12 protein-coding genes are annotated in these 12,386 nt (G+C 48.6%); 9 read left to right on the top strand and 3 right to left on the bottom strand.

What is annotated here, in order from left to right:
- Positions 1-45 precede the first annotated feature (45 nt).
- Entirely contained in the window at positions 46-1,038 is a 993-nt protein-coding gene (lpxD, locus tag OGH69_RS01275; protein WP_265172622.1) for a UDP-3-O-(3-hydroxymyristoyl)glucosamine N-acyltransferase, read from the top strand.
- Between the two features lie 72 nt (positions 1,039-1,110).
- On the opposite strand, the gene OGH69_RS01270 is transcribed toward lpxD, so the two are convergent.
- Positions 1,111-2,082, bottom strand: coding sequence for a hydrogen peroxide-inducible genes activator (locus tag OGH69_RS01270; RefSeq protein WP_265172621.1), 972 nt, complete (start codon positions 2,080-2,082; stop codon positions 1,111-1,113).
- 110 nt (positions 2,083-2,192) lie between these two features.
- On the opposite strand from OGH69_RS01270, the gene OGH69_RS01265 reads away from it, so the two are divergent.
- The gene (locus OGH69_RS01265; RefSeq protein ID WP_265172620.1) at positions 2,193-2,609 is read left to right on the top strand and encodes an OsmC family protein; all 417 of its coding nucleotides are present in this window, start codon (positions 2,193-2,195) and stop codon (positions 2,607-2,609) included.
- A gap of 154 nt (positions 2,610-2,763) precedes the next feature.
- Here the strand turns inward: OGH69_RS01265 and OGH69_RS01260 are convergent, their stop codons facing one another.
- Positions 2,764-3,123 carry a hypothetical protein gene (locus tag OGH69_RS01260; RefSeq protein ID WP_265172619.1) on the bottom strand — a complete coding sequence of 120 codons (360 nt, stop codon included), beginning with the start codon at positions 3,121-3,123 and terminating at the stop codon, positions 2,764-2,766.
- Positions 3,124-3,315: 192 nt separating this feature from the next.
- On the opposite strand from OGH69_RS01260, the gene OGH69_RS01255 reads away from it, so the two are divergent.
- The 7 genes from OGH69_RS01255 (at position 3,316) to OGH69_RS01225 (ending at position 9,806) form a co-directional block, all read left to right on the top strand.
- The gene (locus OGH69_RS01255) at positions 3,316-4,494 is read left to right on the top strand and encodes an acetyl-CoA C-acyltransferase (protein WP_265172618.1); all 1,179 of its coding nucleotides are present in this window, start codon (positions 3,316-3,318) and stop codon (positions 4,492-4,494) included.
- Between the two features lie 171 nt (positions 4,495-4,665).
- The gene (locus OGH69_RS01250) at positions 4,666-5,427 is read left to right on the top strand and encodes a C40 family peptidase (protein ID WP_265172617.1); all 762 of its coding nucleotides are present in this window, start codon (positions 4,666-4,668) and stop codon (positions 5,425-5,427) included.
- Positions 5,428-5,590: 163 nt separating this feature from the next.
- On the top strand, positions 5,591-6,433 hold the full coding sequence (locus OGH69_RS01245; RefSeq protein WP_265172616.1) for an alpha/beta hydrolase: 843 nt from the start codon (positions 5,591-5,593) through the stop codon (positions 6,431-6,433).
- 93 nt (positions 6,434-6,526) lie between these two features.
- Positions 6,527-7,282 (top strand): carboxypeptidase-like regulatory domain-containing protein, encoded by a 756-nt coding sequence (locus OGH69_RS01240; RefSeq protein WP_265172615.1) that lies wholly within the window; start codon positions 6,527-6,529, stop codon positions 7,280-7,282.
- Between the two features lie 11 nt (positions 7,283-7,293).
- Complete coding sequence (locus OGH69_RS01235) at positions 7,294-8,028, top strand: carboxypeptidase-like regulatory domain-containing protein (RefSeq protein WP_265172614.1); 735 nt, start codon at positions 7,294-7,296, stop codon at positions 8,026-8,028.
- Positions 8,029-8,151: 123 nt separating this feature from the next.
- The gene (locus OGH69_RS01230; protein WP_265172613.1) at positions 8,152-8,448 is read left to right on the top strand and encodes a carboxypeptidase-like regulatory domain-containing protein; all 297 of its coding nucleotides are present in this window, start codon (positions 8,152-8,154) and stop codon (positions 8,446-8,448) included.
- A 95-nt stretch (positions 8,449-8,543) separates the two neighbouring features.
- A complete protein-coding gene (locus tag OGH69_RS01225; RefSeq protein WP_265172612.1) occupies positions 8,544-9,806 on the top strand; it encodes a glycoside hydrolase family 5 protein in 1,263 nt (420 codons plus the stop codon).
- A 578-nt stretch (positions 9,807-10,384) separates the two neighbouring features.
- On the opposite strand, the gene dnaK is transcribed toward OGH69_RS01225, so the two are convergent.
- Complete coding sequence (gene dnaK, locus OGH69_RS01220; RefSeq protein ID WP_265172611.1) at positions 10,385-12,280, bottom strand: molecular chaperone DnaK; 1,896 nt, start codon at positions 12,278-12,280, stop codon at positions 10,385-10,387.
- Positions 12,281-12,386: the final 106 nt, after the last annotated feature.

The following is a 12,386-nucleotide window of genomic DNA, read 5'->3' as shown; positions in this document are numbered from 1 at the left end:
TATATTTAGCCAACATAAAACATACAATCTAAAACAATCGTTTAAATGAAATCGTATTACATCAAAGAGATCAGCGACCTGGTCGGTGGTGAAGTCGTTGGCAGCACGCCCGACAGCATCTCCTGGCCCCAGCAGATTGAAATGGCCGAACCCGGCAACATTACCTTCATCGGCAATGCAAAATATGAAAAGCTATGGGCAGCATCCAAAGCCTCTGCAGCCATTGTCAATGACAACATTTCCATAGAACCGGGCGACGGCAGGGCTTTCATCAAGGTAAAGAATGCCGACCTGGCCATGTCTAAAGTACTGGAGCTCTTTAATCCTGCACCGCCACGTTTTGACGATGCCATACACCCAACAGCAGTAATTCATCCTACCGCAACAATCGGCGAAGGCACAAAAGTGGGGGCCAACTGCTACATAGGCCCTAACGTGAAGATCGCCGAAAATGTTACCATATACCCTAATGCTACCATTCTTGACGACTGTACTGTAGGCAAAAACACCATAATATGGTCGGGTGTTGTGGTTCGCGAAAGGTGCCACATAGGCGCGCATTGCATACTCCACCCCAATGCAGCCATAGGTGCGGATGGCTTCGGGTTTACACCTTGTGCCGAGCGTGGGCTGGCTAAAATACCGCAAATTGGCAACGTAATTTTAGGCAATGGCGTGGAAATTGGCGCCAATTCCTGTGTAGACCGTGGCAAGTTTAGCTCGACAATACTTGGCGATGGGTGTAAGATTGACAACCTTGTACAGATAGGCCACAACAGCATTTTGGGCAAGTTCTGCATTATGGCGGGCAACAGCGGGCTGGCAGGATCGGTAACGCTTGGCGACGGCGTGATTATTGGCGGAAGCGCCTCGATAAAAGACCACAGTACATTGGGATCGGGCGTTATAATAGGTGCGGGATCCGGTGTTACCGGCGACGTACCTGCCGGCAAAACAATGCTGGGCTACCCTGCCGTAGAAGCACGTACCGCACTCAAGCAGTGGGCGGTTTTGAAAAGGCTGGCGGAGAATAAATAATCTTTTTTGCCACGAATTACACAAATTCCACAAGTTCAAAATTGGTGGAATTCGTGTAATTCGTGGCTTATTTTACCCCTTCAATCCACTCACCGCATTAATAAAATAAGGAGAATCATTCCATTGTATCCTGCGATAGCGCTTGCCTTGCTTTAACGATTCCGGCAGCGATTCCCAAAGCGATTCCTTAATTTTTTCGAGCAGCAGCTTACGCGTAAAGCTATCGGACACTACGAGGCTTATTTCCCGCGATGGTGCCGGTTCCGCAAATCGTTTGTATGGTATTGATGTGTCATGTATTACCGACAGCTCAGGCACAATGGCAAAGCCCAACCCTGCACGCACCATGTTCTTGAGCGTTTCTACCGAGCTGATGTCGTAGATAAACTGCCCGGCCATTACACCCTTCCCATTATTGATTCCGCAAATGTCCAGCAACTGCGCATTGTAGCAGTATTCCTGGCGTAGCAGCAGCAGGTTTTGCGTGTCGCCGGAACTAAGTTGGTACAAATCATCCCCAACCGTAGCTGAAACCTCCGGCAATGCCACAAACGGCTCATTAAAGACCACATTTTCCCTGAGCTGCGGATGGCCCGTAGGTGTTGCCATGAGGGCAATGTCGATCGCGCCTGTAAGAACGCTTTCCATCAGTTGCCCGGTGTTCATTTCTTTAATGGTGAATTGCATTTTTGGCGCCTTCGGGCCAATGGCCTTCATAAATTGCGGCACCAGGTAGGGAGATAATGTGCTGATGACCCCAATGGTGACAGTGCCGTGGAGGTTGTCCTTTTGCCCGATGACAAAATCGCGTATCCCATCTGCCTCATACAATGTCTTTTTAGCCCGTATGATAATTTCTTGCCCGGCTTCGGTAGGCTTTAGGGGGACTTTATCACGGTCGAATATCTTAATGCCAAGCTCCTCTTCAAGGTTTTTCAGCTGTATGGTAAGGCCCGGCTGTGTTACCATGCATACCTCGGCAGCCTTGGCAAAATGGCGGTGTTCGTCGAGTGCGACAATGTATCTGAGTTGTTGGAGTGTCATGATTATAAAAATTATTAATAAAGATATAAAATTATTAATTTGATTCGATAACACATCCGCCGTAAATTTGTCTGTAATTCAACGGAACAATAATCTTAAAATCAATAACCATGAAATTTACAAGAAAAGCAAATGCCAACTGGAAAGGTACAGGCATGGAAGGACAAGGAACCATCAGCACTCAAAGCACCACGCTCGACAAAGCGCAGCTATCGTTCAAAACCCGCTTTGCAGAAGGCGTAGGCACCAACCCGGAAGAGCTTATTGCTGCGGCACACTCAGGATGCTACACGATGCAGTTGAGCTTCCTGCTTAGCGAGCTTGGCTTTACGCCTGAAAACCTTGATACGGAAGCACAGCTTACTTTTGAAGACGGCACCATTACCAAAATCCACCTGAAACTGGAGGCTACCGTTCCGGGCATCACCGAACAGGATTTCCAGACAACCGCCCAGAAAGCGAAAGAAATATGCCCGGTATCTAAAGTACTTAATGCTGAGATAACACTTTCGGCTACCTTGGTATAATCTGTATTTAGCCACGGATTACACAAATTTCGCACTATAATATCAGGACTTCTCCGAATACGTGAGTCATTGCGGGCGGAAGAATCCTCGCAATGACTTTATGTAAGATGAAATTTCGGTTGGATTAGTAGGTGTAGTTCGTGGCTAAATCATTCTACCTGTACACAAACTCGAGGGTTACCACATCGCCATTTACCGCATATACCCTTGCCCTGGCATTATTCTGGCTTACCTTGCTGTACAGTTCGTAATCCGTTACGTTACCAAGGTGCACGGGTGTCCACGAGGTGCCCTGCGCGTGCACGCTTACAGTCTGCATTTCTCCTGTCAGCTGTAGTGTCACAGCGTCCCCGGCCTCAATCCCTGAGGCTTTTACGGTCTCAACAGGCACTTTGAGGTTGGCCGTAACAAAATATTCCTTTTGCCTTTCCGGGGATTTGTCCCCGCCGCTAACCAGCTTTACGATACCAAGAATGAGGGATATAACAGTAATAATAATTGAAATAGCTTCCATAGGGGTTGGTTTTTTTCGGATACAATTATAGGAAGAATTTGGCAGGGTATGGCATTGTTATATGACCACCTGTGAAATTTAATCAATCCTCAAACAAACCCATTTTTTTGAAATATTTTTTACATATAATATTTTTATATGGAAGTAATTTCATTAATTTCGCAACTCACAACCAAACAGATAAGCAATAATATGAATAAGAAAGTAGTTATAGTTTCAGCTGTTCGTACCCCAATCGGCAGCTTTATGGGCGCTTTGTCAACCGTTACGGCTTCGCACCTTGGCGCAGCAGCAATCAAAGGCGCGCTCGAAAAGATAAACCTTGACCCTAAGCACGTTGACGAAGTGATCATGGGCAACGTAGTACAGGCCGGTGTAGGCCAGGCCCCGGCACGCCAGGCATCGCGCCACGCAGGGCTTCCTGACACCGTTATTGCTACTACAGTGAATAAAGTATGCGCATCGGGAATGAAAGCCGTTATGCAGGCCGCACAGGCCATACAGCTTGGCGATGCGGATGTTATCGTTGCCGGTGGCATGGAGAACATGAGCCTTATACCGCACTATGTACAGATGAGGACCGGCGCTAAATTTGGCCCTGCGACAATGATCGACGGCATGCAGAAAGACGGCCTTAGCGATGCGTATGACAACAACGCCATGGGTGTACACGCCGACGCCTGCGCTACTGAATACAGCATATCGCGCGAGGAGCAGGATGCTTTCGCCATCGAATCGTACAAGCGCTCAGCCGATGCATGGGATGCCGGTAAATTCGACAATGAAGTAGTTCCGGTAGCCGTTCCGCAACGCAAAGGCGACCCGATCATGGTAACCAAAGACGAAGAATACAGCAATGTAAAACTGGATAAGATACCTGCCCTTAACCCTGCCTTTACCAAAGAAGGTACGGTAACGGCTGCCAACGCTTCTACCATCAACGACGGTGCGGCTGCATTGGTACTGATGAGCGAGGAGAAGGCTAACGAGCTTGGCCTTAAGCCGCTGGCATATATAAAAGGTTATGCCGATGCGGAGCAGGAGCCGAAATGGTTCACTACCTCCCCTGCTAAAGCGCTTCCGAAAGCCCTTGACAAGGCAGGCATCTCTAAAGAAGACGTTGATTTCTTTGAATTCAACGAGGCATTCTCGGTAGTGGGCCTTGCCAACTGCAAAATATTGGGGCTTGACGCCGGCAAGGTGAACGTAAATGGTGGCGCTGTATCGCTTGGCCACCCACTGGGATGCTCGGGTGCGAGAATCATCGTAACGCTTATCAATGTACTTGAGCAAAACAACGCCAAAACAGGAGCTGCGGCTATCTGTAACGGTGGTGGCGGGGCTTCGGCTATTGTTCTGGAACGCGCATAAGAATTGATTTTTATTAAATAAAGTTGTTATTAACTTCGGTGAAAACAGCTGTCAGCATATAACGCTGCTTCGGGAATAACTGCTATATTTGCGGCATAACGGGGCAGCGTTAGCTTTTTTACGCACTGCTGATCCAATAAAAAATAAACAATAAAAAATAATCAATCAGAAATGTTTGGCATTTGCAATCTTGCTATTGTACCCCTTCGTTTAGAGCCAAGTGACAGGAGCGAAATGACCTCGCAGGTGCTTTTCGGGGAACATTTTAAGATACTGGAACAAACCCCGAAATGGTCTCGCATCCAAATGGGCTATGACGCTTATGAGGGATGGATCGATAACAAGCAGTTCCGCACCATTTCAGAAAGCGATTATAATGCATTGGAAAACACCCCTGCCATTCTCAATGCCGACCTGATTGAATATACTACAGGCTCCAACAACAGCCTGATGCCCATACCCCTTGGCGCTGCCGTAACCTTTTTGGACAGCCCGTCGCTCAATGTGGAGAATTTTACCTTTGAGGGCCTCAAAGCAACCGGCGTAACAAGCAAACAAAGCCTTATACAGACAGCATACATGTACCTCAATGCGCCTTATCTCTGGGGCGGGAAAACCCCTTTTGGCATCGACTGCTCCGGCATGGTGCAGATGGTATACAAGCTGAATGGCTACCCCCTGCTTCGAGATGCCTCACAGCAGGCCACACAGGGCGAAGCGCTCAGCTTCATTGAAGAGAGCGAACCGGGCGACCTGGCTTTTTTTGACAATGAGGAAGGCCGCATCATCCACGTGGGCATCATCATGGAAGACAATTACATCATCCACGCCCATGGCACGGTACGCATCGACCGGCTGGACCATTTGGGCATCTATAACATTGATACAAAGAGGCATACCCACAAGCTTCGGGTAATCAAAAAGATCATCTGATTTTTATTGCACCGGCCATGTTTTGACATTGAAAAACAGAATGGGCAAAAAAATACAAAACATTGAATATCAATCACATATAATTTCAACAACCATCTTAGTCTTTACTTCAAAACACAAAGATGAAACAAAAAGGCACATTTTTTGTTATCTTTACATGGCTATGAAAAAATACATCTCACTCCTGCCCCTGCTCCTCCTGTTCCTAATAACGGGATGCAGCTCCGACGATTCAACAACACAGGCGCCCCTTGCAGCGCGCAACATCCTCAATGTGCCCTACGGGCCCGATCCGCAACAGTCCATGGACGTGTACCTGCCCGAAGGGCGGGACGAAAATACCAAGGTCATCGTACTGGTGCATGGCGGCGCGTGGACTTCCGGCAGCAAGGCCGATGTGGCCCCGTTGGTGCCTGTTTTGCAGCAGCGCTTCCCCAACCATGCCGTGGTGAACATCAACTACAGGCTGGCAACCGAAACCAGCCCTGCCCTGCCGAAACAGACCGACGACATCGAAGCCGTTCTGGATTACCTTGAAACAAGCGATTACGAGGTTTCGGACGATTACGCCTTCATCGGCTTCAGCGCCGGGGCACACCTTTCGATGCTTTACGGTTATGCCCATGACACGGACCATGATGTGAAAGCCATCGTAAACGTAGTAGGCCCTGCCGATTTTACCGACCCGGACTACCTGTCGCACGACCTGTACCCCATTGCCGCACTGTACCTCACCGGCACTTCGGCACCAACAATGGAGCAGATAGAAGCCATTAGCCCGGCAAGCCATATCACTGGAGAGTCGGCACCCACGCTAACCTTTTACGGCGGGCAGGATCCGCTGGTTCCCGCAAGCCAGGGACCAAGGCTCAAGGCCAAACTGGACGAGGCAGGAGTGTACAACGAGTTCAACTTTTACCCCGATGGCGGCCATGCCGACTGGGACGCCACTACCTTTGCCGAAGTGTACAACAAGGTTGAAGCTTTTTTACAGGCACGGTTTTAACAGGCAGTACAGGCAATGCATATAATTGGGAGGGATGGAAAAATATTTTTCATCCCTCCCAACCTTTTTATAGAAATCGGCCTCTTACTATATATGAAGAAGCCGATACAACTATCCATCCCCGAGCCGTGCCACGAAAACTGGAACGCCATGACGCCCGCAGATAAAGGGCGTTTCTGCGCATCCTGCCAAAAGAACGTAATTGATTTTATAAGGTCGTCCGACAGGGAGATTGTATCGGCATTTGCTAAAGACACAAATCTCTGCGGGCGTTTTAACAGTAACCAGCTGGAACGGGCGCTTATCATTCCTGCTGAGAAAAGCAGCCTTTGGCCTGTGGCGGCTGCACTTGTAAGTTTCATTTCGCTGGCGCCTGCCACCTCTGTTGCACAAACTCCCGAAAGCACCGAACAAACTCCCGGAATGAAAATGGGAAAAATACTACTGCCGCCTGCAATTACGGTAACGGGCATGGTATCCGATGCTGAAGGGCCATTAACCGGGGCAAAGGTTGCTATCCAAAACACGGCTATTTCTGTAGAAACCGATGCTGACGGAACCTATGCCATTGAAGCGCGGCCGGGACAAACGCTGGTGTTTACGTATAGGGATTTTGAGATACAGAAGAATGTGGTGCTTCGCAATGCGAAAATAATTAATGCAAAATTCGAGATCGAAGAAATACAGAATGAGGTAGTAATAGAAGCTTATCGTACAACAACACGCGCTATTTCTGGCCAGGTTTATATGACTACAACAATAGAAACAACAGGGCCAATAAAGTCAACAGAGAAAAAACGCACCTTCTTTGGGCGCATCTTCCATTCAATAGGCAATTTATTCCGATAAATCTTGTAACCATGAAAAAAACTATACAACTATCCATTCCCGAACCCTGCCATGAGAATTGGGATGCCATGACGCCCGCAGATAAAGGGCGTTTTTGCGCATCCTGCCAAAAGAACGTAATTGACTTCACCAGGTCTTCCGACAGGGAGATACTGGAAGCCCTCAAATCCGGCGGGCAGGCCTGCGGGCGTTTCAGGGCGTCGCAACTGAACCGCGACCTGATAGCCCCAAGGGAGAAAAGCCCGTTTTGGGCAACGGCAGGCGCGGCTGCAATCGCACTATTGGCCTTAGGGGTAAATGAAGCAGCAGCGCAGACTCCCACCGAAGCTGAAAAACACCAAAACCAGGATGAAAACAGGGGTAAAAATGAAGAAAAAGAGGAATTTGAGGGGCACGACAGGGAGAAAAATGAGGTTACCCGTGATGATTTTAGGGGTAGTACCAAGATAAAAGGGGTAGTACTCGATCAATCAGGGATGCCCATACCGGCAGTTAATGTAAAAGTTGCAGGGACGGACAAAATGGTGCAAACCGATTTTGACGGAATGTTTGCCATTGCCGCAAAAGAAGGCGATACATTGGAATTTACTTATGTCGGGATGAAAAGCAAGAGATTGAAAGTTTCAAAGTCAGATATGCCGGCAGTAGAAATGGCAATGGAAGATGAGATAACAGGGCTAATTATTGTAGACCATTCCGGAAAACCCCGACTTGGCGTCGCTTCACAATACATGTTCAACTATTAAACCCTAAACCATGAAAAACCTTACTTTAATAATAGCGTTCCTTTTTATAGGAATCAATTTGGTGGCAGCACAGGAACCATTATTTCGAAAACGCCGCCCAAAGGCTACAAAACCGTAACAGGTGTGGTTACCGACTACATGGGCATGCCACTGCCCTCTGTAAATGTGAAACTACAAGGCGCTAAAGTCCTGCCGGTACAAACCAACTTTGACGGTGAGTTTACCATTATGGCGAAAGAGGATGACAGGCTGGAATTTTCATACATAGGCCTGAAAACGCAAGTGATAACGGTATCGGAAAAGCATGCGTACAAAATTATGCTGCAGGATGACATCATTGATACCGGCCTGGTAATTTATGCGAAATATAGCGGGCGGCTGCGTGGCGTGGCTGCAACCTATATGTTTAATTATGACTGATGCACCGGCAGGTTCAAATTTGTAGCGCTTTCCGCCACTTTTCCTATCTTTAAGGCAAATTTTCCAAACATCATTCATAAAATTTGCTTTAACAAATGACAAACAAACTCAAACTGGCGCTGCTTGTCCTCGCTTTCGGCGGACTGCTGGCCTCGTGCAAATCGTATTCCACCTATGGCGATAACGGCAAAGTCTACAAAGGCGCTATCCCGAAAACAAAGGGCAGGGAAATCCTTGATGCCAATGGCAGCCCCATCACGCTGAAAGGCACCAACCTGGGCAACTGGCTTGTGCCCGAAGGCTATATGTTCAAAATGGGCAAGGTAAGCTCCCCCCGCAAGATCGACGAGCTGCTGCACGAAATGGTTGGCCCCGACAGCCTGGCCGCCTTTTGGCACAAATACCTGGACAACTACATTACGCAGGAGGATATCAAGTACCTCAAGCGCACCGGTTCCAACCACCTGCGCCTCCCGTTCCACTACAAGCTTTTTACCAACGACCTGTACATGGGCAAGCGCAACGCCGGCTTCGAATACTTTGACCGCGTGATCGAATGGTGCCGCCAGGAAAACCTGTATGTGCTGCTCGACATGCACTGCGCCCCGGGCGGGCAAACGGGCGATAACATCGATGACTCCTACGGCTACCCGTGGCTGTACTTCAGCAAAACGGCACAGGACGAAATGAGCGAAATATGGGTACGCATTGCCCGACGCTATAAGGACGACCCAATAATCATCGGCTACGACGTGATCAACGAACCGTTTGCGCACTACTTTACCAAAGACATACCCGACTATAACCACAGGCTGTTCCTTGTGTATGAGCGCATGGTGAAGGACATCCGTGCCGTAGACCAAAAGCATACCATCTACCTTAACGGGTCGGTTTGGGCCGGCGATTTCGGCGTGTTCGAACGCGTGCTGGACGATAATGTGGTGTATGAGTTCCACAAGTACTGGTTCGACATCAACCAGGAGTCGATACAGAAGTACATCGACTTCCGCGACAAGTATAATGTGCCTATCTACATAGGCGAGACGGGCGAGAATACCGACGAATGGGTGCTGGAGTTCCGCAAGCTGCTCGATGCCAACCAGGTGAACTGGGCGTTTTGGCCGTACAAAAAGATGGACAACCTGCGCGGCATCATGAACTTTAAGCAGCCGGAAGATTACCCGCTCATCACGAAGTATGCCGACAGCGACCGCAGCTCATTTGAGAAAGTGCGCGAGAACATGCCCGACCGTGCCAAAGTACAGAAGGCCCTTAATGAATACCTTGAAAACTGCAAGTATAAGAACAACTTCCAGAATAAGGGATATGTGGAGGGATTAGGGTTTACGGTGGAGTAGGTTGATGGGTTGATTTGTGGATTTGTGGATTTGTGGATTTGGTTATTTGGCCTCACCCCCAGCCCCTCTCCAAAGGAGAGGGGAGCGAGCTTCACTCGGATGTAAAACTGACATAATAAACAAAAAACGTCCTGCGATTGCGGGGCGTTTGTTGCTCGGATTTATGTGCCATTCTGCGCGAAGCGCAGCGGAGTCGAAGAATCTCCTGCTCGAAATTTATATTCTTCTATCCCGGATTAAGATTTCTCCACTCCGCTGCGCTGCGGTCGAAATGACAGAAATGCAGCGATTATATACAAAAACGCCCCACAATTGCGGGGCGTTTTGCTATTAGGGATGTCCGTGTCATTCTAAGCGAAACGCAGCGGAGTCGAAGAATCTCTTGTTCGAAATTTATATTCCTCTATCCTTGATTGAGATTTCTCCACTCCGCTGCGCTGCGGTCGAAATGACAGAAATGCAGCGATTATATACAAAAACGCCCCACAATTGCGGGGCGTCTCTCTCAAATCTATTATCTAAAGTCTATTATATATTATCTAAAATCTAATATCTAATAATCCTTACGTCCTTACGGATTACTTCACTTCTTCAAAGTCAACATCCTGTACGTTGTCGCCTTCGGCCTGGCCGTTGTCCGGCTGTGCCTGTTGCGCGCCGCCCTGGCCTTCGGCCTGTGCCTTGTACATTTCTTCCGAAGCATTCTTCCATGCCTCGTTGATCTTGTCAAGTGCCGGCTGTACCGTAGCGATGTCTTTCGACTCATAGGCTGCCTTCAGCTCGTTAAGTGCTGACTCGATAGCCTCTTTGTTGCTGCCTGACAGTTTATCGCCAAACTCTGCCAATTGCTTCTCCGTCTGGAAAATCATGCCGTCAGCTTCGTTCAGTTTCTCAACCCTTTCACGTGTAGCTTTGTCAGCATCCGCATTGGCCTCAGCCTCCTTACGCATCCTGTCGATCTCTTCCTGGGTAAGCCCTGAAGAAGCCTCGATACGGATGTCGTGCGACTTGCCTGTACCTTTATCGGTAGCCGACACCTTGATGATACCGTTGGCATCGATGTCGAATGTTACTTCAATTTGCGGGATGCCCCTTTGTGCAGGCGGGATTCCGTCAAGGTGGAAACGGCCTATCGTTTTGTTGTCGGTAGCCATTGGCCTCTCACCCTGCAGTACGTGGATCTCAACAGACGGCTGGTTGTCAGCTGCGGTCGAGAATACCTGCGACTTTTTTGTAGGGATCGTGGTGTTGGCATCGATAAGCTTTGTCATTACACCGCCCATGGTTTCGATACCAAGGGAAAGCGGGGTTACGTCAAGAAGCAGTACGTCTTTCACGTCGCCTGACAGTACGCCACCCTGGATCGCCGCGCCAATAGCCACAACCTCATCCGGGTTAACGCCTTTTGATGGCTTCTTGCCGAAGAATTTCTCCACTTCTTCCTGTATCCTAGGGATACGTGTAGAACCACCTACAAGGATCACCTCATCAATATCTGATTTAGAAAGCCCGGCATCTTTAAGCGCTTTAGCCACCGGCTCCATCGAACGCTTTACAAGCTCGTCGGCAAGCTGCTCGAATTTAGCCCTTGTAAGGGTTTTCACCAAGTGCTTAGGGCCCGAAGCCGTTGCAGTAACGTATGGCAGGTTGATCTCTGTCTGCGATGAAGCAGAAAGCTCGATCTTTGCCTTTTCAGCAGCTTCTTTCAAACGCTGTAGCGCCATAGGGTCTTTACGAAGGTCAACACCTTCTTCGCTGTTGAACTCATTGGCCAGCCAGTCGATGATCACCTGGTCAAAGTCGTCACCGCCAAGGTGCGTGTCACCGTTTGTAGAAAGCACTTCGAATACGCCGTCACCCAATTCAAGGATCGAGATGTCGAATGTACCGCCACCAAGGTCATATACAGCGATCTTTTGGTCTTTACCCGCTTTGTCAAGGCCATAAGCCAGTGCCGCTGCGGTAGGCTCGTTGATGATCCTTCTTACTTTAAGGCCCGCAATTTCACCGGCTTCTTTGGTTGCCTGGCGCTGCGCGTCGTTAAAGTAGGCCGGAACGGTAATAACCGCTTCCGTTACCGTTGTGCCAAGGTAGTCCTCGGCAGTTTTTTTCATTTTCTGCAATGTCATGGCAGAAAGTTCCTGCGGCGTGTACAGGCGGCCATCGATGTCAACACGCGGTGTGTCGTTATCGCCTTTGGCTACGTGGTAAGCCACATTCGATGCTTCTTTAGAGCTTTCAGAGTATTTGTTACCCATGAAACGCTTGATAGAAGCTATTGTCTTTGTCGGATTGGTCACTGCCTGCCTTTTGGCCGGGTCACCAACCTTGATTTCCCCGCCTTCAACAAATGCAATTACTGACGGGGTTGTCCTTTTACCTTCAGCATTAGGAATAACCACCGGCTCGTTACCTTCCATTACGGCAACACACGAGTTGGTTGTACCTAAGTCAATTCCGATTATCTTACTCATACTTTTTGTTTTTATTCTTGTTTTTGATTTTTTGTTTGTTACACCTTTGCCTCTCTAAAGACAATGATTGTGCCAATAGAAAAATGGCACAAATAGTATGACAAGA

Origin of the sequence: Flavobacterium sp. MFBS3-15 (assembly GCF_026107645.2) — a bacterium.
In the GTDB taxonomy this organism is placed as follows: Bacteria; Bacteroidota; Bacteroidia; order Flavobacteriales; family Flavobacteriaceae; genus Flavobacterium.
Note: the sequence above shows the minus strand (reverse complement) of the source record. Positions and strands in the feature narration are given on the sequence as shown.

Bases quoted from the DNA above. Each gene is read 5' to 3' on its own strand.
- OGH69_RS01245 (WP_265172616.1), top strand. From the start codon at position 5,591: ATGAAAAAATACATCTCACTCCTGCCCCTGCTCCTCCTGTTCCTAATA.
- OGH69_RS01225 (WP_265172612.1), top strand. From the start codon at position 8,544: ATGACAAACAAACTCAAACTGGCGCTGCTTGTCCTCGCTTTCGGCGGA.
- OGH69_RS01240 (WP_265172615.1), top strand. From the start codon at position 6,527: ATGAAGAAGCCGATACAACTATCCATCCCCGAGCCGTGCCACGAAAAC.
- OGH69_RS01265 (WP_265172620.1), top strand. From the start codon at position 2,193: ATGAAATTTACAAGAAAAGCAAATGCCAACTGGAAAGGTACAGGCATG.
- OGH69_RS01235 (WP_265172614.1), top strand. From the start codon at position 7,294: ATGAAAAAAACTATACAACTATCCATTCCCGAACCCTGCCATGAGAAT.
- OGH69_RS01250 (WP_265172617.1), top strand. From the start codon at position 4,666: ATGTTTGGCATTTGCAATCTTGCTATTGTACCCCTTCGTTTAGAGCCA.
- lpxD (WP_265172622.1), top strand. From the start codon at position 46: ATGAAATCGTATTACATCAAAGAGATCAGCGACCTGGTCGGTGGTGAA.
- OGH69_RS01270 (WP_265172621.1), bottom strand. From the start codon at position 2,082: ATGACACTCCAACAACTCAGATACATTGTCGCACTCGACGAACACCGC.
- OGH69_RS01260 (WP_265172619.1), bottom strand. From the start codon at position 3,123: ATGGAAGCTATTTCAATTATTATTACTGTTATATCCCTCATTCTTGGT.
- OGH69_RS01255 (WP_265172618.1), top strand. From the start codon at position 3,316: ATGAATAAGAAAGTAGTTATAGTTTCAGCTGTTCGTACCCCAATCGGC.
- dnaK (WP_265172611.1), bottom strand. From the start codon at position 12,280: ATGAGTAAGATAATCGGAATTGACTTAGGTACAACCAACTCGTGTGTT.